The following is a 19,414-nucleotide window of genomic DNA, read 5'->3' as shown; positions in this document are numbered from 1 at the left end:
ATCCGGGCAGACTACACCGGCTTCGCGCTACCATGCCCGGCCATTCAGGAGGAACCCGACCCATGATGAGCAAGACGGTTCAGGAAGCCCTCAACCGCCAGATCCACTCCGAGTTCAAGGCCTCCTACACGTACCTGGCCATGTCCGCGTGGTGCGACCGCAACAACTGGAAAGGCGCGGCCACGTGGATGCGCCTGCAGAGCCAGGAGGAATACGCGCACGCGATGAAGCTCCTCGACTTCATGCTCGCGCGTCACGGGAAGCTCGAGTTCAAGTCCATCGACGGCCCGAAGGGGGAGTTCAAGCACCTCGTCGAGGTCTTCGAGAACGCCTACAAGCAGGAGCTCGAGGTCAGCAAGCAGATCGACGCGCTCTACGAGCTCGCCGGCGAGCAGAAGGCCTACGCCGCCATGGTCCAGCTCGAGTGGTTCATCACGGAGCAGGTCGAGGAAGAAAAGACGATGCGCGAGATCGTCGCGCGCCTGAACCTCGTCAAGGACGACCCGGCTTCGCTCCTCGACATCGACCGCGAGCTCGGCACGCGCGGCCCGGATCCCGCGGGCGCGGAAGCGGGCGCCTGACCCCTTGCCGCGTTACGACCGGCACGCGCTCTACGAAGCCTCCGTCCAGAGCGTCGACAGCGACGTCGCCTTCTTCGCCGGGGTGTACCGCCGGAAGCGCGGGCGCCCCGCGAGGATGCTGCGCGAGGACTTCTGCGGCACCGCCGCCCTCTCGGCGGCCTGGCTTCGCCTCCATCGGAACAACCGCGCCGCGGGGGTGGACCTCGACCCCGAGGTCCTCGAATGGGCGCGGGAGCACCGGGTCCCGAAGATGGGGGACGCGGCCTCGCGCCTGTCCCTCGTTCGCGCCGACGTCCGGTCGAACCGCGTCCCGAGGGCCGACCTCACCCTCGCGCTGAATTTCTCGTACTGCGTCTTCAAGGAGCGGCGCGACCTGCTCGGCTACGTCCGCGCGGCGCGCGAAGGGCTGAAGCCCGGCGGCCTTCTCGTCCTCAACGTCTTCGGCGGGACCGAGGCGATGGAAACGCTTTCGGAGCGGTCGAGGAAGAAGGGATTCGTGCAGGACGACGGCACGCGCGTTCCGTCGTTCACCTACGTCTGGGAGCACGAGCGCTTCAACCCGATCGACCACCACATCCTCTGCCACATCCACTACGAGTTCCCCGACGGGAGCTCGATGCGCAACGCCTTCACCTACGACTGGCGCCTGTGGACCCTTCCCGAGATTCGCGAGCTGTGCGCCGAGGCGGGGTTCGCCTCGACCGACGTCTACCTCGAGGGCTGGGACGACGAGGCGAACGCTTCGTCGCACGTCTACCGGAAACGCACGCACTTCGAGAACCAGGCGGGGTGGCTGGCCTACGTCATGGCGTGGCGCTGAAAAGGGGTCAGGCCCCTTTTTCTTACAGAATCGCCCGTCGCCCCTTCGGATACTCTTCGAAGGTAGAGACGTACCAGCGATGGTGCGCAAAGGCCCGCGGCACGAGGTTGGCGACCGTCCACGCCGCGAACGACGCGGGCCACAACGTCCCCGCCGCGATCGCGAACCCGATCCACTCGACGACCTCGCCGAGGTAGTTCGGACAGCTCACCCAGCGGAAGAGAAAGCCCCGCGGGATCCGGTACCCGGACTCCCCCGGCTTCCTGAGCGACCGCAGGATCGCGTCCGACTTCACGTGGATCAGGAAACCCGCGGCGAAGAGCGCCATCCCGCCGACGAACCTTGCGCCGACCTCCCGAACCCCGTCGACATGGAACATCCCGTACCCGTTGAGCGAGCCGTTCACGAGGTTGAAGCCGAACGCGCTCGCCGCGATCGACGCGGGCATCGGCGCCTTGTTCCCCGCGCCCAGGAACGGGAAGATCAGCGTGCGGTAGACGTAGTGCCCGACCCAGGCCGCCATCAGCGCGACGCTCGCGGGATCGGATCGATACGGGCTCGCGAACCAGAACCCCGCGATCAGCACCGGCGAGGGGAGCTCCATCACGATCCATCCCATCCAGGCCGGGAGCATCGGCCCCCATCCCCTCCGGGCGTGACGGCCGTACGGGGCGTCCACCTTCAACAACACGGCGAAGGTGATCGCGGCGATCGCGATCCAGGTCCAAGTCGCGACGATCACCACATCCCCTTCGTCCGGAACCACGCCAGGGTGTCGGCGATCGTCGCTTCGATCGGGCGCGGCGACCACCCCAGCTCCGCGATCGACCGCCGAGGGACGATCTCCCGGTGGCAGCGCAACGCGCGGATCGCATCGGGGGTGAACAGCGGCTCCGCGCCGACGAGGCGCGACGCCGCCAAGGCGAGCGGCGCGACCGCGGCGGCGACGCCGAGGGGCACGTTCATCCGCGGGGGCGCGGCGCCTCCGCAGGCGTGCACGATCGCCGCGACGTCGGCGATCGGCTTCCAGGTCCCCGAGAGGAGGTAACGCTGACCCGCGTTCCCCTTCTGCTCGGCGGCGATCGCCCCCCTCGCGACGTCGCGCGCGTCGACCCAGTTGTACCCGCCGTGGACGAGCGCGGGCATCCGCCCCTTCGCGAGGTCGAGCAGGACGCGCCCCATCCGGGACGGCTTCTCGTCGTGCGGCCCTACGATCGCGGTCGGATTCACGATCACCGCGTTGAAACCGCGGGCCACCGCCTCGCGCACGATCCTCTCCCCCGCCGCCTTGCTGCGGTCGTAGGCGGGGAGCCACTCGAAGTCGGCGGGCTCGGCGTCCTCGTCGATCGGCGCTCCCGCCCCCGGGTCGTGCAGGGCGTGGATCGAGCTGAAGTGGACGAGGCGGCCGATTCCCTTCGCGCGACAGGCCTCGACGACGTTCCGCACGCCGTCGACGTTCGTGCGCAGGACGGCGCCGTCCTCCTCCCCGACGATCGAGATCCGCGCGGCGAGGTGGAAGACCGTCCCCGCTCCGGCGAAGGCGCGCTCGAGCGACGCCACGTCGCCGACGTCGCCGCGAACGGCCTCGACGTCGAGCCCCTCGAGGGCGCGGACGTCCTCGCGGACGAGGCACCTCACGGCGCGTCCCTCGTCGAGGAGCGCGCGGACGAGATTGGCCCCGGCGTGCCCCGAGGCCCCGGTGACGACGGCGAGTCTCAGATCTTGGCCCTCAGGTACTGGACGGGCCAGTCGATCGAAGCGCCGAGCTTCGAGGCGGCGTGCAGCGGCCAGTACGGATCGCGCAGTATCTCGCGGGCCAGAAGGACGACGTCGGCCTTCCCCTGCGCGACGATCGATTCCGCCTGCTCGGGCTCGGTGATCATCCCGACCGCCCCGGTCGCGATCCCCGCCTCGCGGCGGACGGCGTCGGCGAAGGGAACCTGGTAACCCGGCCCGGGCACGAGCTTCTGGTGCGGGACGAGCCCGCCGGAGGAGCAGTCGACGAGGTCGATCCCGATTCCCCTGAGCCGCTTCGCGAGCTCGATCGTCTGCGGGAGGTCCCAACCTCCTTCGGCCCAGTCGGAAGCGGAGACGCGCACGAAGACCGGCTTCGCCTCCGGCCATGCGTCGCGCACCGCGCGCGCGACGGCGAGGGGCAGGCGCATCCGGTTCTCGAGGGAGCCGCCCCAGGCGTCCTCGCGCCGGTTCGACAGCGGCGACAGGAATTCGTGGAGGAGATAGCCGTGCGCCATGTGGATCTCGACGACCTCGAACCCGGCCTCGAGGCCGCGCCGGGTCGCGTGGAGGAACGCCTGCACGACCCCGCCGATCTCCTCCGCGGTGAGGGCGCGCGGCACGGGCCATCCGTCGTCGTAGGCGATCGCGCTGGGGCCGACGACCGGCCACCCGTCGACGGGTTTTCCGCCGCGCCACGGGAGGTCGGTCGACGCCTTTCGACCGGCGTGCGCGAGCTGGATCGCCGGGACCGCGCCGTGCCCGCGCACGAAGGCCGCGATCCGCGCGTACCCGGGGACGTGCGCGTCCGACCAGATCCCCGCGTCCCCGTTGCTGATGCGTCCCTCGGGAACGACCGCGGTCGCCTCCTGGATCACGCAGCCGGCGCCGCCCACCGCGCGGGAGCCCAGGTGCACGAGGTGCCAGTCGGTCGCGTGCCCGTCGAGGCTGGAGTACTGGCACATCGGCGAGACGAAGACGCGATTGCGGAACGTCGTCGCGCGGAGGGACATAGGCGAAAAAAGCGCGCTCGGCATCGATTCCTCCGCGGCGAAGGGTAGCGGAAGCGCCTGAATTGTGCGGCCGATCCGTGCACGCGACGGTCCTTTTATCCGGCTCGACATTTGCACGTTCTCTGTTCCATCCGAGCCCCCAGGAGGCCGGCCGTGCCGCCGCATCTCGTCGCTTCGTCCGCGTTCCCGGAAACCGCCAAGGAAACCCGCTGGTCGGACCGACTGGCGCAGCGCGCCGTCGCCTCTCAGGCGTCGGTCATCCGCGAGCTGCTCAAGCTCACGCAGAAGCCGGACATCATCTCGTTCGCCGGCGGGCTCCCAGCGCCGGAGATCTTCCCGGTCGCGGAGGTGCGCGAGGCGTGCGAGCGCGTCCTGCGCGACCACGGCGCGGAGGCGCTGCAGTACAGTCCCACCGAGGGTTACCCGCCGCTGCGCGAGCTGCTCGTGCGGCACATGAAGCGTTACGGGATCGACGTCGACGTGCCCAACGTCGTGGTGACGACGGGCTCCCAGCAGGCCCTCGACCTCATCGGAAGGGTGCTCATCAATCCCGGAGACCGCGTGTTGTGCGAGGAGCCGACCTACCTCGGCGCCCTTCAGGCGTGGAACGCCTACCAGGCGCAGTACCTCGCGGTCCCGATCGACGACGACGGCCTGCGCGTCGAGCTCCTCGAGCAGGCGATGCGCGCGGGGCCGAAGTTCCTCTACGTCCTCCCGAACTTCCAGAACCCCGCGGGGGTGACCCTCTCCCTCGATCGGCGCCACGCCCTCGTCGCCATGGCGTCGCACTACGGGGTCCCGATCGTCGAGGACGACCCGTACGGCCAGCTGCGCTACGAGGGAGAGCACCTCCCGTCGATCGTCGCCCTCGACGCGGAGTTCCACGGCTGCGCCCACGGAGAGCGCACCTTCCGCGGAGACGTGTTGTACCTGGGGACCCTCTCCAAGACGCTCGCACCCGGCCTGCGCATCGGCTGGATCGTCGCCCCCGAGGAGATCGTCAAGCGCATCGTCCAGATGAAGCAGGGGGCCGACCTCCACAGCTCGACCTTCGCCCAGGCGGTCGCGTACGAGGTGGCGCGCGGGGGGTTCCTCGACCGGCACGTGCAGCACATCCGCTCCGTCTACCGCGAGCGGAGGGACGCGATGCTCGCCGCCCTCGACCGCTGGTTCCCGCGCACGGTGCGCTGGACGAGGCCGCAGGGCGGGTTGTTCCTGTGGCTCTCCCTTCCCGAGGGGGTGAACACGACCGAGCTCCTGCACGACGCGCTCGCCGAGAAGGTCGCCTTCGTCCCCGGCGGGTCGTTCTTCCCGGGGCGCGTCGACGCCCCCCACTGCCGTCTGAACTTCTCCCACTCGTCACCGGACAGGATCGAGGAGGGGATCCGACGGCTCTCGCTCGTGGTCGCGCGCCGGCTGCGTGCGTGAGCGCGCCGCAGAATCTGCGGACGAGCCGCCGGCGTCGAAAAAAAGTTCGGGCGCGGGGAGTTTTCCGGTGGATTGCCGCGCCGCGAAGGGTGGCCGGACCTTTGCAGTTTCCGTCCACCCCGCTTGAGGAGGTTGTGAGATGACCCGAGTCCAGGAAAAGCCCAAGCCCGTCCTGATCCCCGACTACTGCAAGGGGTGCGGGCGGTGCATCGAGGCGTGCGCGCAGCACTGCATCGAGCTGGGTACCGAGATCAACCCGGCGACGGGGCTCATCCCCGTCACCTTGCACCTCGAGAACTGCACGGCGTGCGGCCTGTGCCTGCAAGCCTGCCCCGAACCGTACGGCCTCGACACCACGATCCGGCAGGAGGTCGGCTTCGAGCTGATCGACCCCGCGACGCTGCACGGCCCCCGGCCGACCTCGGCGTCACCCGTGGCCGACCGTCCCGACGCTCGGGTGCCGCTTCCCTTCTCCCGCCCGATGGTGCTCAAGGGAACGTACGCGTCGTCGGTGGGGGCGCTGCTCGCGGGGTGCCGCCACTTCTACGGGTACCCGATCACCCCCTCGACCGAAGGCGCCGAGCTGATGGCGAAGCTCCTTCCCGAGATGGACGGGATCTTCCTCCAGGCGGTGAGCGAGGTGGCGACGATCAACTACATGTACGGCACCGCCGGCGCGGGGCTGCCGACGATGACCTTCACGTCGTCCCCCGGGTTCAGCCTGATGCTCGAGGGGATCTCGTACATGATCGGCGCGGAGCTCCCCGCCGTCGTCGTGAACGTGATGCGCGGCGGACCCGGCCTCGGCAACATCGCCCCCGAGCAGGCCGACATCAAGCTCGCCTGCCGCGGGCTCGGCCACGGCAACACCCACGCGATCGTGCTCGCCCCGTCGACCCCGCAGGAGATGCTCGACCAGACGATGCTGGCGTTCGAGCTGGCGTTCCGCTACCGGAACCCGGTGATCCTCCTCGCGGACGGCTACCTCGGGCAGATGACCGGCAAGGTCACGCTCCCCGAGACGATGGTGAGGCCCGGGATCCCGAATTGGGCCGTGTACGGCGATCGCGACCATCGCGGGAACCTGATCTGCTCGATCCGCCTCGACGAGCACGACAACGAGGTCTTCAACCGCGAGCTGATCGCCAAGTACCGCCGCATCCAGGAGCGCGAACAGCGGGCCGACCTCTTCGAGACCGAGGACTGCGACGTCCTGCTCGTCGCGTGCAACACCCCGGCGCGCATGGCCAAGGGGGCGGTACGCGCGCTCCGCGAGGCGGGCGTGAAGGCCGGCCTCTTCCGGCCGCAGACGTTGTGGCCGTTCCCGGTCGAGGCGCTCGAGCGCGCCGTCGCCGGCGCGTCGCGCCTTTGCGTCGTCGAAGCCTCCGATGGGCAGCTCGAGGACGAGGTGCGCCTCGCGGCGAGCCACGCCGGACTCGCCCTCCCGCCGATCCTCGGCGTGAGGCGTTACGGCGGCGTGCTCCCTTCCGTCACCGAAATCGTCGAACGGGTCCTGGAGTAAGCGATGTCCACGAGCGTCTTCTACGACAGCTTCGAGCGTCACGACCACGGGCGCGGGCTCAAGGCCCACGCCACCCACTACTGCCCCGGCTGCGGGCACGGCCTCGTGCACAAGTACCTCGCCGAGGCGATCGACGAGCTCGGGATCCAGGACCGGACGGTCGCGATCTCCCCCGTCGGCTGCTCGGTCTTCATGTACTACTACCTCGACGTGGGGAACTCCCAGGCGGCGCACGGACGCGCCCCCGCGGTCGCGCTCGGCCACAAGCTCGCGAACCCGGGCTCCATCGTCGTCAGCTACCAGGGGGACGGCGACCTCGCGTCCATCGGCCTCGCCGAGATCTTCCAGGCGGCGCAGCTCGGGATCCCGATCACCGTGTTGTTCGTGAACAACGCGATCTACGGGATGACCGGCGGTCAGATGGCGCCCACGACGCTGCCGGGACAGACCACGGCGACCTCGCCCCACGGCCGCGGCCGGTTCATGGGCGCGCCGATGAAGGTCGCCGAGCAGATCGCGCTGCTGGACGGTCCGGTGTACGTCGAGCGCGTCGCCCTCTACGACGCCAAGCAGCGGGTCCGCGCCAAGAAGGCGATCGCGAAGGCGATGAAGCTGCAGGTCGAGAACAAGGGGTTCGCCTTCGTCGAGATCCTCGCGGAGTGCCCGACGCACCTGAAGATGACCCCGCTCGAGGCGGAGAAGTGGGTGAAGGACGTCATGGTGCAGCACTTCCCCCTCGGCGTGAAGAAGGACGTGCCCCCCGAGCCCTGGCCCGAGTGGAAGGCTCCGTCGTACGACGGCGAGGTCGTGGCCGCGAAGATCGGCGCCTCCGGCGAGAAGCTCCCGCGCTTCGCCCGGCGTTTCCCCGAAGGGTTCGGCGACGACATCGGCCTCAAGCTCGCCGGATCGGGGGGCGACGGCGCCCAGACGGCGGCGATGCTGCTCACCCTCGCGGCGATCCACGAGGGATTCGACGCGACGCACATCCCGAGCTACGGCCCCGAGTCGCGCGGCGGCACGTCTTACGCCGACGTGCGCATCGCGCGCGAGGAGGTCCTCTCCCCGTCGGCCCCCGAGCCGCACCTGCTCGTCGCGTTCAACGCCCCGAGCCTCGCGAAGTTCGGACCGACGGTGAAGCCGGGCGGGATCATCGTCTACGACAGCTCGGTCGTGCACGACGTGCCGCCGGTCGCCCCGGGCGTTCGCCTGGTCCCCGTCCCGGCGTCCGAGATCGCCAGGGACCTCGGCCGCGTCGTGGTCAAGAACATCGTCGCCCTCGGCGCGCTCGCCGGAGCGGCCGACCTCTTCCCCGAGGAGACGTTCCTGACCACGATCCGCAGCGCGCTCAAGGACAAGTGCGCGCTGATCCCTCTGAACGAGCAGGCCTTCGCGTCGGGCGTGAAGGTCGCCCGCGAGTGCCTCGCCGCCACGTCCCCGGAGGTCCGCCCATGAGCCTGCAACAGGTCGATCCCCACGAGACGGAGTGGTCGGAAACCCGGATCTTCCGGGAGATGGAGCAGATCCCCGACAGCCCGCTGCGGCGGGAGCTGGTCCGGCTCCTCGGCGAGCTCGTCGCCTACTGCGCGTCCCCGCGGTGCGCCGAGTGCCAGGGGGACGGCGTCCCGTGTGGAAGCCTGCTGCGCCCGTGCGACGGCTGCCCGGACTGCGTCGGACGGATCACCGAGCTCCGGAACGTGCTCAAGTCCGGGGTCTAGGCCGTGGACATCGGCGTCCCGAAGGAGACCCGCGCACGCGAGCGCCGGGTCGGGTTGACGCCGTCGGGGGTGCAGACCCTCGTCCACCACGGTCACCGCGTCTGGGTCGAGACGGGGGCCGGCGAGCGCTCGGGGTATCCCGACCAGGAGTACTCCGCGGCGGGGGCCACGATCGCCTACGGCCGGCAGGAGGTCCTCGTCCGGGCGGCGCTCGTCGCGTCGGTCTTCGCCCCCGAGCCGCGCGAGTTCGCCGATCTGCCTTCCGGCCAGACGATCTTCGCGTTCTGGGCGCTTCCTTCCGCCCGACGGGACGACCTCGACGTCCTGCGCGAGCGCGGGGTCACCGCCATCGGCGTCGAGGCGATGGAGGATGCCCAGGGGCGCTCCCCCATCATGCGCGCGATGTCGGAGATCGCGGGGCCGATCGCGGTCACCGTCGGAGCGGGGTTGCTGCTCAACGCGTTCGGCGGCAAGGGGATCCTCCTCGGCGGCGCCCCCGGCGTCCCCCCCGCGCACTTCGTCGTGGTCGGCGCCGGCACCCTCGGCCGGACCGCCGCGCGGATCGCCTCCGAGCTCGGAGCGAACGTCATGCTCCTCGACCGCGACGTCGAGCGCCTGCGCGACGCGCTCCGGGAGACCGGACACCGCGTGGAGACCCTCGTGTCGACCCCGCCGAACCTCGAGAAGGCCCTGTCGTTCGCCGACGTCGCGTTGTGCGCGGTCGCCGAGCACGGCCGGCGCGCGCCGATCGTCGTCACGCGGGAGATGCTGCGCAAGATGCGGCCGCGCTCGGTGCTGATGGACCTCTCGATCGACATGGGCGGCTGCTGCGAGACCTCGCGCCCCACGGAGTTCCCGGACCCCGTGTACGAAGCCGAAGGGATCCGGCACTTCTGCGTCCCCAATCTCCCTTCGATCGCCTCGCGCTCGTCGACCCTGGCGTGGACGAACGTCTCGCTCCCGTGGCTGCTCGAGATCGCGAGCCTGGGGGCGGAAGCGGCGATCGCGCGCAGCTCGGAGCTGAGCGCGGCGACCTACCTCTGGCGGGGGCGCGTCGCGATGCCCAGCCTCGCCGAGGCGTTCCGGCTCCCGTGCGAGCCCCTTCCCCAAGCGGACCGAGGCTGACGTGGCGTGGAGCGCGGTGTACCGCGAGCGGGTGACCACGGCCGCCGACGCGGCCTCCTCGATCCGTTCGGGGGACCACGTCTGGGTCCACGCCGGGTGCAACAGCCCCGACGAGCTGGTGCAGGCGCTCGTCGCGCGCGCCGGCGACCTCCGGGACGTCACCGTCGCGCACCTGCTGACGCTCGGCCGCGCCGACTACGCCGAGCCGCGCTTCGCCTCGTCGTTCCGGCACCGGGCCCTGTTCACCGGCCCGAACGTGCGGGAAGCGGTGAACGACGGGCGCGCGGACTTCGTCCCCGTCTTCCTCTCCGAGATTCCCGGCCTCATGCAGCGGGGGCTGCTCCCGGTGGACGTCGCGTTCCTGCACCTCGCCCCTCCCGACGAACACGGCTTCTGTTCGTTCGGCGTGGGGGTCGAGTGCTCGAAGGCCGCGGCCGAGCGCGCCCGGACGGTGATCGCGCTCGTCAACCCCCGGATGCCGCGGGCGCTCGGCGACGCGTTCATCCACGTCTCGCGCCTGACCCACGTCGTCGAGATCGACCGTCCGGTCCTCGAGTTCCCCCAGGCGCCGGAGATTGGGGACACCGCGCGAGCCATCGGCGCGCACATCGCCTCGCTGATCGAGGACGGCGCGACCCTGCAGATGGGGATCGGCGAGATCCCGGACGCGGTCCTCCTCTTCCTCGACCGCAAGCGCCATCTGGGCATCCACACCGAGATGTTCTCCGACGGCGTCGTCGACCTGTTCGAGCGCGGCGTGATCACCGGCGAGGCGAAGACGCTCCATCGCGGGAAGATCGTCGCGTCGTTCGTGATCGGCGGGAAGAAGACCTTCGACTTCCTCGACAACAACCCCTTCGTCGAGTTCCACCCCTCCGACTACGTCAACGACCCGTTCGTGATCGCGCAGAACGACAAGATGACCGCGATCAACTCCGCGCTCGCGGTGGACCTCACCGGTCAGGTCTGCGCGGACTCGATCGGCACGAAGATCTACTCCGGCTTCGGCGGCCAGCTCGACTTCATCCGCGGCGCCGCGCGATCCCGCGGCGGAAAGCCGATCATCGCCCTCCCCTCGACCGCGCGCGACGGCGCGGTCTCCCGGATCGTGGACACCCTCGCCCCGGGCTCGGGCGTCGTGACCACGCGCGGCGACGTCCACTACGTCGTCACCGAGCACGGGGTCGCGAGCCTGTACGGGAAGTCGCTGCGGGAGCGGGCGAGGGAGCTGATCGCGATCGCCGACCCGAGGTTCCGGGACGAGCTCGAGGCCGCGGCGAGGAAGCGGAGACTGCTCTCGTAGCTGGCGGACCGCACCCGCATCCCGCGTATCCTCCCTCGATGATCAGCGCCGTGGTGCTCGCCGCCGCCGCCCGTCTCGCCCTCGACCCGGCCCTCGCCGGGATCGAGCCCCTCGCCGTCGAGGGGGCGAACCCCCGGCGGTGGGAGAGGCCGCTCGCGTTCGGCCCCTGGAAAGCCGTCGCCGTCGACGAGCCCGGAACCTCCGGGTTCGCCGCCCAGGCGCTCCACCTCGGAGGCGGCACGGCGACCACCCCGTACCGGTTCCGGGTCGAGGGTCGAGACGGCGCGCTCGACGTCGAGTGCTTCGCCAAGGACACCAAGGCCTGGTTCAAGGGGATCCAGGTCGACGTCCGCCAACCCCGGAATCGCCCCGCGCTCGCCTGCGCGTACCGGGCCGCCGACGGCGAAGTCACGACCTTCCGGATGACGACGGAGGGGAACGGGCGGTTCGAGGGGAAGGTCGAGTCGACGGCCACGATCGAGGTCCGCTCGCAACATCGCCTGGAGGGGAGCCGGATCCCGATGGGCGATCCCGCGGGGTATGTCCTTCTGCGCGACGGAACGGCGATCGGCGCGGTGGAGACGATCAACCGCGGCCGCGTGTGGCTGCGCGAGGGAAGCTCGATCGAGGCGGCGACCGCGGCGGCCTTGCTGCTCTTCGTCCCCCCCGACGCGGGCGAGATGGAGATCGAGCGGTAAGATCCGGCTCGATGCGCCGCACGATCGTCGTCCCGCTGCTCGTGCTCCTGGGCTGCCCGCGCCCGGCCGATCCCCCCCCGCCCTTCGACGAGGCCCGCACCCGCGAGATCCTGGAGACCCGCTCGTACACGGCGGGAACGCCGAAGTCGGTCGAGATCGCCGCGGACGGCGCGCGGGTCACCTTTCTGCGCACGGGACCGCGCGACGCCGTCAGCGCCCTCTACGCCTTCGACGTCGCCTCCGGGACGACGCGTCGGGTCGCCGGCGGCGAGCCGGAGCAACTCACCGTCGAGGAGGCCGCACGGCGCGAGCGCCAGCGGATCTCGACGAGCGGAATCGCCTGGTACCGGCTCTCCGACGACGGCCGCTTCGCCCTCGTCCCGAAGGAGGGGATCTCGGTCGTCGACCTCGAGTCGGGCGAGACGCGTCCGGTCCCGGGGGCCGAAGGGGCCGTCGACCCGCGGTTCTCCCCCGACGGACGGCTCGTCGCCTACGTGAAGGACCACGACCTCCACGTCGCCGACCTCGCCGCGGGGACCTTCCGCCCGGTCACCACCGGCGGAACGGCGGAGCTCCATTACGGCGCCGCGGAGTTCGTCGCCCAGGAGGAGATGGGCCGCCACTCGGGGTACGCGTGGTCTCCCGACTCGCGCGTCCTCCTCTGCCAGGAGACCGACGAACGACCGGTCGAGGTCTTCCACATCGCCGACCCCGCCGACCCCGCGAAGGAGCCGCTCGCCTTCCGCTACCCGCGTGCGGGCCGGGCGAACGCCGTCGTGCGCGTGGGGATCGTCGCCGTGGGCGGCGGCGCCACCCGCTGGATCGCGTGGGACCGCGAGCGATTTCCCTACCTCGCGCGGATGTTCTGGAGCGAGAACGCGCCCCCGACGCTGCTCGTCCAGTCGCGCGATCAGCGCGAGGAGGTCCTGCTCGCCGTGGACCCCGCGACCGGCACGACCCGCGAGCTCCTCCGCGAGACCGACGACGCGTGGCTCAACCTCCACGACGGCGTGCCGCGCTGGCTACCCGACGGATCCGGGTTCCTCTGGATCTCCGAGTCGGACGGCGAGATGCGGCTGCAGCTGCGCCACGCGGACGGGACGCTTCAGCGCGTGCTGAATCCCGGCAACGTGTTCCGCCTGCGATCGCTCGTGCACGTCGACGCGGTTCGGCGCGTCGCGATCGTGCAGGGCTCGGACGACCCGAAGACCGACCACCTGTGGGAGATCCCCCTCGACGGCGGAGCGCCCCGCGCCCTCACCTCGGGACGCGGCGAGCACGAGGGGGTTTTCGCGAAGGGGTCGCGGACGTACGCGGTGACGTCCCAGTCGCTGGAGTCGCCTCCCGTCGTGACGGTGTTTCGCGGCGACGGGTCCCGCACCGGCATCCTCCCGTCGGATTCGATTCCCCTGCCGTCGCCCCCGGACGTCACGTTCCTGCGTGCCGGAGGCCTCGAGGCCGCCGTCGTGCGTCCGCGCGACTTCGTCCCCGGCCGGAAGTACCCCGTCCTGGTCTGGATCTACGGGGGCCCTTCCGCCGGCGAAGTCCGCGACTCCGTCGGCGCCTCGGAGTTCGTGCGGCTCCAGGCGATGGCCGATCGCGGGTGGATCGTCTTCACCGCCGACAACCGCGGGATCGCGAATCGCGGCCGCGCCTTCGAGCGCGCGATCCGCGGCGACCTCGCCACCCCGCTCCTCGAGGACCAGGTGCGCGCCCTCCGGGAGGCCGCGGCGCGGGTCCCCGAGATGGATCTGCGCCGCGTCGGGATCTACGGCTGGTCGTACGGCGGTTACGCGGCGGCGCTGGCCGTCGCCGCGCGCGGCGACGTCTTCCACGCCGCCGTCGCCGGGGCCCCGGTCGTCGACTGGCTCGACTACGACACGCACTACACCGAGCGTTACCTCGGCCTTCCCGCGGACAACCCCGAGGGCTACCGGCATTCGAGCGTGCTCCCGTACGTGTCGGGCCTGACGCGACCGCTGCTGATCGTGCACGGCACCGCCGACGACAACGTCTACTTCCTGCACTCGCTCCGGCTCGCCGACGCCTTGTTCCGCCTCGGGAAGCCGGTCGAGCTCGCGCCGATCGCCAACACGACCCATCTCGCGCGGCGCGGTCCCGAAACGGGTCTCGCCCTCGAGCGGCGCACCGCGGAGTTCTTCGACGCCCACGTCCGGAACCGTCGATGAAGGTCCTCGCCGAGGGGCCCGGCTGGATCGCCGTCGACAAACCCGCCGGCGTCGTGGTCGTCCCGGCGCGCGACGAAGACCCGGAAGGCTGTCTGAGGCGCATCGTGGAGCGCGAGCGCGGCGAGCCGTTGTGGGTCGTGCACCGCCTCGACCGCGGGACCTCCGGGGTCGTCCTCTTCGCGCGGAATCCCGAGGCCCACCGGGCCCTGTGCGCGGCCTTCGAGCACGGCCGGATCGAGAAGACCTACCTCGCCGTCGTCTCCCCCGCCCCCGCCGAGGATACCGGCGCCATCGACGTGCCCCTCCATGCCGCCCGCAAGGGGAAGATGCGCCCCGCCGCACCCGGCGAGCCGGGGGCGCACCCCGCGCGCACCGACTGGAGGGTCGTGCGCCGCGAGGGGAACCGTGCGCTCCTCGAGGTCCACCCGCGCACCGGCCGGCAGCACCAGATCCGGGTGCACCTGCGCTTCGCGGGGATGCCGCTGCTCGTCGACCCGCTGTACGGCGGAAAAGGCGAGGGGCGGCTGACGCTGCACGCGTGGCGGATCCGGTTCGACGATCCCCAAGAGGACGCGCCCGTGGAGGTGGAGGCGGAGATCCCCGCCGACCTGGGTGTATCCTCCCTGCGCTAGCCTTCCTTGGCCCCGAAGCGAGCGGCGGCATGACCTCTCCGGACTATGCCGAGATCCGAGGCCGCCTCGTTCGCGCGGTGCGTCAGGTCTGCCCGGGTTGGCTGCGCGGCCGCGCCGAGGACATCGTCCAGAACGCCCTCGTGAAACTCCTTCAGGGAAGCGCCCGTGAGGCAAGCACTCCACCGGCGGCGTCCTACCTATGGAGGGTCGCGTATTCGGCGACGGTGGACGAGATCCGACGGCTGAGGCGGCGCCCCGAGGTGCCTTGGGATGCGGAGGATCCCGGTCGGGCCGAGCCGGCCGATCCGTCGGGGACGGACCCCTCGGGGCTCGACGACGCCGTCGACGCCTGCCTCCGGGGGCTCCTCGAGCCACGACGGATCGCCGTCGGCCTCCACCTCGCCGGCTTCTCGGCGAAGGAGATCGCGGTGTCGCTGCACTGGACCGACAAGGCCGCGCGCAACCTGGTCTTCCGGGGGATGGTCGATCTGCGCACGTGCCTGTCGGGGAAGGGATTCCGCGCGTGAGCGAAGACTGCCCTGCCCCCGCCGAAATCTGGGACCTCGCGAGCGGGACGCTGGATGCGGATCGCGCGCGCGCGGTCGCCCTGCACGTCGCCGACTGCCGTTCCTGCCGTGAGGCCGCCGCGCTCGCGCGCGAGGTGCTCCCGCCGCGCTCGTCGTCGTTCCGGACGGCGTGGTGGACGGCCGCGGCGGCCGCCGTGGCGGCCGTCGCGCTCGGAGCCTGGTTCTGGCGCGCGCCCGAGCCCGCGGTCGCGCCGATATTCCGGCTCGACGCCGCGCCGACGATCGAGTCCCTCGGGGCGCCGGGAGACCCCGTGCTGCGCTGGACTCCGATCGAAGGGGCCACGTACGCGGTCACGCTGGCGCGAGCGGACCTCACCGTGCTCGAGGTTCGAGGCGGGCTCGCCGTCCCCGAGCTCGCCGTTCCTCCGGGGATCCTCGCTCCCGGAGAGCCGCTCCTCTGGCAGGTCGTCGCCCGCACGGCCGACGGGAGGACGATCCGCTCGAGGACCTTCCGGGTGGCGCGCGAGTGAGCCCGTGATCGCCCTCGCGTTCGCGGTCGTGGTGCTCGCGGCGGAGGGGCCGTCGTTCGAGGCGTCGATCGAGGAGGCCCGGCGCGCCCACGCCGCCGCGGAATACGCGCGGGCCGAGGGGATCCTGGACGACGCCGAGCGCCGCCTCGGCCCTCCCGGAGACGGCCGCCTCCGGGCGAGGCTCCTCGCCCTGCGCGGCGCGACGGCGATGGCGACCACGCGCTGGCCGGCGGCGCTGCTCGCCTTCCGCGAGGAGGCGGCGCTGTGGGCCGCGCTCGGGGACCGGCACGAGGAGGCCGCGGCGCTCGCGAACGTGGCGCTCGCCTTCTCCAAGACCTTCCCGCGCGGGGAGATGACCCGCGAGCAGAAACGGGAGCTGACCCCCTACGTCGAGGCCGCGATCCGCGCCGCCGAGGCCGGGAACAACGCCCAAGTGCTCGGAACGTCGCACCTCTACCTGGCGCAGCTCGTCGAGGATCGGGCGGAGATCCGTCGTCACCTCGAAGAGGCGATCGACGAGCTCGACCGCGCGGGCGAGCTCTCCAATCGGCTGATGGCGATGCGGTTCCTGGCGGAGAGCCTCGCGCGGTACGAGCCGAGGGACCCGGCGCGCGCGACCCGGCTGCTTGGCGACGCTGTCGCGCTGGCGGAGTCGAAGGGGGACCTCCAGGCGATCGTCCGCACGCGGATCATCGTCGCCTCGCTCGCGTGGCTCGGGCCGGACCGCGAGGCGGCCTGGCGGGCGAGCCTCGACGCCCTGCGCGCGATCGAGGAGCTCCGGAGCCGGCAGTCGGCCGCCGAGGTCCGGTCGCGCCTGTTCTCGCAGTGGACCTTCTTCTACCAGCGGGTCTTCGGGCACCTCGTCGGCCCGCCTTCCCGCGTTCCCGACCGGCTCGACCTCGAGCGCGCGTTCGCGGTCGCGGAGCGCCGTCGCGCCAGGACGCTCCTCGAGGAGATGGACGCCGCGGAAGTGACGATCGCCGACGACGGCGAGCCGCCGCCGCTCGCCTCGGTCGAGCGAACGCTCCGCGCCGACGAGGCGATCCTCGCCTTCTCCCTCGGCGACCTCGTGGGCAAGGGGTACTACGACAACGGCGGCTCCTGGCTTCTCGTCCACACGCGGGAGCGAACGCGCGCCTATCGCGTCCCGGAGCTCGCGACGCTCGAGCGGGAGGTCCCCCTCTTCACGGGGCTGTTCCCGGCCAGAGACCGGACGGAGGTCGACGGTTCGGCGCGACTTCACGGGGCGCTCCTTCGCGAAGCCCTCGACGACCTGCCGGCGTCGACCCGCCGCCTCGTGATCGTCCCCGAAGGGCCGCTGCACGAGCTCCCGTTCGCGGCGCTGCGCCCCGCTCCCGCCGATCCCCCGCTCGCCGCGCGCTACGAGATCGAATCGTCCCCCTCGGTCACCGCGTGGTACCGGCGGCACCTCGACACGGCCCCGGAGGTCGATGGGCGCGCGCTCGTCCTCGCCGACCCCGTCCAGGACGCGGCCACGGGGACGGTCCCGCTTCCGAATGCGCGTCGCGAGGGGCGCCTGGTGGCGCGGCTGCTCGGGCACGGCTCGAGGGTGATCGAGGACGCCGACGCGAGCGAGGCTCGTCTGAAGCGTTCCGCCTCGGAGCGGTTCGGCCTGTTCCACCTCGCCGCCCACGCGCGGATCGACGGCGACCATCCCGAGCGCTCGTGCATCCTCCTCTCCCGCGGCGACGCCGGCGAGGACGGGCAACTGACGATCCGCGAGGCCGCGGAGCTTCGTATCCGCGACCGGGTCGTGGTGCTCGCGAACTGCGGGAGCGCCTCGGGCGAGGTGGTCGAAGGGGACGGCGTCCAGAGCCTGGTCCGCGGGTTCCTCGCCGGAGGGACGCGCACGGTGGTCGGGAGCCTCTGGCCCCTCGCCGACGACGAGGCCGCCGCGTTGTTCGCCCCCTTCTACCGCGCGCTCGCCCGCGGGGAGACGGTCGCCGCGGCGCTCGCCGCCGCCCAGCGCGAGCGGATCCGCGCCGGGGCGCCGCCCGCGGCGTGGGCCGGCCTCGTCCTCGTCGGCGACGGCGAGACACGCCTTCGCTTCTCCGAGTCGCTCGGACGCGACGCCGCGTGGTTCGCGATGTTCGGACTCGTGCTCGCCGTCGCCGCGGGTGCGTGGATTCTCGTCCGTCGTCGCCGTCCGGCCTGAGTCAATCCCGCTCGCGCGGCCGTCTTTCCTTCCCATGGGGCGTTTCCCGCCGCTCCGGGGAGGGGTTGCCATGAAGTCCATCCGCTGGGGGTTCGTTCTCCTCGCCCCGCTGTTGCTGGTGCCCCCGACCCGCGCTCAAGGCCTGGCGCTCGAGTGGTCCTGGACGACGGCGGGCTCGGGGGATCCGTTCCCGAACCACGTGCACGTCGTCTCGACTCCGCTCGTCATGGACATGAACGCGGACGGCACGCCGGACGTGGTGTTCACGGCCACCGATTCGAGCAGCGGCGCCATGATCCTGCCCGGCGTGGTCCGGGTCGTGAGCGGCGACGACGGGCGGGAGCTCGTCGTCCCGGGCGTTCTGGTGAACGCGACGTGCACGGTCGCTCTCGGCGACATCGACGGCGACGGGCGGCCCGAAATCGTGACCGTCGACGAGAGCGGAGGGAAGCTCCTGGTGCTCGAGCACGACGGCACCCTCAAGTGGAAGGCGACGTGGTTCCTGTCGGACGTCTGCGCCGCAGGCGCGCCCTCGCTGGCCGATCTGGACGGCGACGGAACCCCGGAGATCGTGATGGGTCGGCAGGCCGTTCGGAACGACGGGACCCTTATGTGGACCGGTACCGGGACGAGCGGCAAGCCGATCCTCGGTCCGCACTCCGTCGTCGTCGACCTCGACCTCGACGGCGATCTCGAGGTCCTCGCCGGTCCCACCGCCTACACGGCGGGCGGCGGCGTGTTGTGGACCAACCCCGCCCCCGACGGCTACACGGCGGTCGCGAACCTCGACGGCGATTCCTTCCCGGAGGTGGTCCTCGTCGAGGGGGGGAGAGTGCGGCTCCTGGATGGGGAGAGCGGAACGACCCGCTGGGGTCCGGTTTCCATCCCCGGCGGCGGGCTGGGAGGGCCACCGACGCTGGCGGACGTGGAGGGCGACGGCACGCCGGAGATCGCCGTTTCGGCCTCCTACCAACTCGCCGTCTTCGAGTCCGACGGACAGTTGAAGTGGAACGCCGCGATCTCCGATGCGAGCTCACAGCGAGCGGGAATCGCCGCGTTCGACCTGGACGCGAACGGCGCGGCCGAGATCGTTCACCGGGACGAGTACTTCCTGAGGGTCTTCCGGGGAAACGACGGTGCCGTGCTCCGGCAGACCGCGCTCAGCTCGTGCACGTGGACGGAGTATCCGACCGTGGCCGACGTGGACGTCGACGGGAGCGCGGAGATCCTCGTCGGCGCCAACTCCAACTGCGGCCTGGGAACCGACCACGGCGTCTTCGCGTTCGAATCCGCCGGGGATCCCTGGGGCCCGGCGCGACCGCTCTGGAACGAATACGGGTACCACGTCACCAACGTGAACGACGACGGAACGGTCCCCGCGGTGGAGAAGCGTCACTGGCTCTTCCTGAACGGCTTCCGGC

General features: G+C 71.4%; 18 protein-coding genes. 15 read left to right on the top strand and 3 right to left on the bottom strand.

From position 1 onward, the window contains the following. Window positions 1-65 precede the first annotated feature (65 nt). Both VF139_00590 and VF139_00585 read left to right on the top strand, forming a co-directional pair. Window positions 66-581: a ferritin gene (locus VF139_00590; protein ID HEX6849873.1), complete on the top strand. Its 516-nt coding sequence runs from the start codon at window positions 66-68 to the stop codon at window positions 579-581. A gap of 4 nt (window positions 582-585) precedes the next feature. After that, window positions 586-1,401: a class I SAM-dependent methyltransferase gene (locus VF139_00585; protein ID HEX6849872.1), complete on the top strand. Its 816-nt coding sequence runs from the start codon at window positions 586-588 to the stop codon at window positions 1,399-1,401. Between the two features lie 22 nt (window positions 1,402-1,423). Here the strand turns inward: VF139_00585 and VF139_00580 are convergent, their stop codons facing one another. Genes VF139_00580 through VF139_00570 form a run of 3 tightly spaced genes read right to left on the bottom strand, consistent with a single transcriptional unit; the run spans window position 1,424 to window position 4,148 of the window. After that, window positions 1,424-2,143 (bottom strand): DUF1295 domain-containing protein, encoded by a 720-nt coding sequence (locus VF139_00580; GenBank protein ID HEX6849871.1) that lies wholly within the window; start codon window positions 2,141-2,143, stop codon window positions 1,424-1,426. Further along, a complete protein-coding gene (locus VF139_00575; protein ID HEX6849870.1) occupies window positions 2,140-3,120 on the bottom strand; it encodes an NAD-dependent epimerase/dehydratase family protein in 981 nt (326 codons plus the stop codon). Before VF139_00575 ends, VF139_00580 begins: the two co-directional genes overlap by 4 nt. Then, window positions 3,117-4,148 carry an NADH:flavin oxidoreductase/NADH oxidase gene (locus VF139_00570; protein HEX6849869.1) on the bottom strand — a complete coding sequence of 344 codons (1,032 nt, stop codon included), beginning with the start codon at window positions 4,146-4,148 and terminating at the stop codon, window positions 3,117-3,119. Before VF139_00570 ends, VF139_00575 begins: the two co-directional genes overlap by 4 nt. Before the next feature lie 153 nt (window positions 4,149-4,301). Between VF139_00570 and VF139_00565 the strand changes: the two genes are divergently transcribed. The 13 genes from VF139_00565 to VF139_00505 all read left to right on the top strand — a co-directional run. Then, window positions 4,302-5,576 carry a PLP-dependent aminotransferase family protein gene (locus VF139_00565; GenBank protein ID HEX6849868.1) on the top strand — a complete coding sequence of 425 codons (1,275 nt, stop codon included), beginning with the start codon at window positions 4,302-4,304 and terminating at the stop codon, window positions 5,574-5,576. A 139-nt stretch (window positions 5,577-5,715) separates the two neighbouring features. Continuing rightward, window positions 5,716-7,098, top strand: coding sequence for a 3-methyl-2-oxobutanoate dehydrogenase subunit VorB (gene vorB / locus VF139_00560; protein HEX6849867.1), 1,383 nt, complete (start codon window positions 5,716-5,718; stop codon window positions 7,096-7,098). A 3-nt stretch (window positions 7,099-7,101) separates the two neighbouring features. After that, complete coding sequence (locus VF139_00555; GenBank protein ID HEX6849866.1) at window positions 7,102-8,550, top strand: 2-oxoacid:acceptor oxidoreductase family protein; 1,449 nt, start codon at window positions 7,102-7,104, stop codon at window positions 8,548-8,550. After that, window positions 8,547-8,813 carry a hypothetical protein gene (locus VF139_00550; protein ID HEX6849865.1) on the top strand — a complete coding sequence of 89 codons (267 nt, stop codon included), beginning with the start codon at window positions 8,547-8,549 and terminating at the stop codon, window positions 8,811-8,813. Before VF139_00555 ends, VF139_00550 begins: the two co-directional genes overlap by 4 nt. A gap of 3 nt (window positions 8,814-8,816) precedes the next feature. Continuing rightward, complete coding sequence (locus VF139_00545) at window positions 8,817-9,938, top strand: alanine dehydrogenase (protein ID HEX6849864.1); 1,122 nt, start codon at window positions 8,817-8,819, stop codon at window positions 9,936-9,938. Window position 9,939: 1 nt separating this feature from the next. Beyond that, complete coding sequence (locus VF139_00540) at window positions 9,940-11,241, top strand: acetyl-CoA hydrolase/transferase C-terminal domain-containing protein (GenBank protein HEX6849863.1); 1,302 nt, start codon at window positions 9,940-9,942, stop codon at window positions 11,239-11,241. A 38-nt stretch (window positions 11,242-11,279) separates the two neighbouring features. Then, on the top strand, window positions 11,280-11,939 hold the full coding sequence (locus VF139_00535) for a hypothetical protein (protein ID HEX6849862.1): 660 nt from the start codon (window positions 11,280-11,282) through the stop codon (window positions 11,937-11,939). An 11-nt stretch (window positions 11,940-11,950) separates the two neighbouring features. After that, complete coding sequence (locus VF139_00530) at window positions 11,951-14,128, top strand: DPP IV N-terminal domain-containing protein (GenBank protein ID HEX6849861.1); 2,178 nt, start codon at window positions 11,951-11,953, stop codon at window positions 14,126-14,128. Next, entirely contained in the window at window positions 14,125-14,760 is a 636-nt protein-coding gene (locus VF139_00525; GenBank protein ID HEX6849860.1) for an RNA pseudouridine synthase, read from the top strand. The genes VF139_00530 and VF139_00525 overlap by 4 nt, the downstream gene beginning before the upstream one ends. Window positions 14,761-14,789: 29 nt before the next feature. Further along, complete coding sequence (locus tag VF139_00520) at window positions 14,790-15,287, top strand: RNA polymerase sigma factor (protein ID HEX6849859.1); 498 nt, start codon at window positions 14,790-14,792, stop codon at window positions 15,285-15,287. Further along, complete coding sequence (locus tag VF139_00515) at window positions 15,284-15,817, top strand: hypothetical protein (GenBank protein ID HEX6849858.1); 534 nt, start codon at window positions 15,284-15,286, stop codon at window positions 15,815-15,817. The genes VF139_00520 and VF139_00515 overlap by 4 nt, the downstream gene beginning before the upstream one ends. Window positions 15,818-15,821: 4 nt before the next feature. Further along, window positions 15,822-17,993: a CHAT domain-containing protein gene (locus VF139_00510; GenBank protein ID HEX6849857.1), complete on the top strand. Its 2,172-nt coding sequence runs from the start codon at window positions 15,822-15,824 to the stop codon at window positions 17,991-17,993. 70 nt (window positions 17,994-18,063) lie between these two features. Continuing rightward, window positions 18,064-19,414: VCBS repeat-containing protein (locus tag VF139_00505; protein HEX6849856.1), on the top strand; the 1,351-nt coding region annotated here is incomplete at its 3' end.

The organism is Candidatus Polarisedimenticolaceae bacterium (genome assembly GCA_036376135.1).
Classification (GTDB): Bacteria; Acidobacteriota; Polarisedimenticolia; order Polarisedimenticolales; family DASRJG01; genus DASVAW01.
The sequence above is the reverse complement of the archived record's forward strand: the minus strand, read 5'-3'. Positions and strand labels throughout refer to the sequence as shown.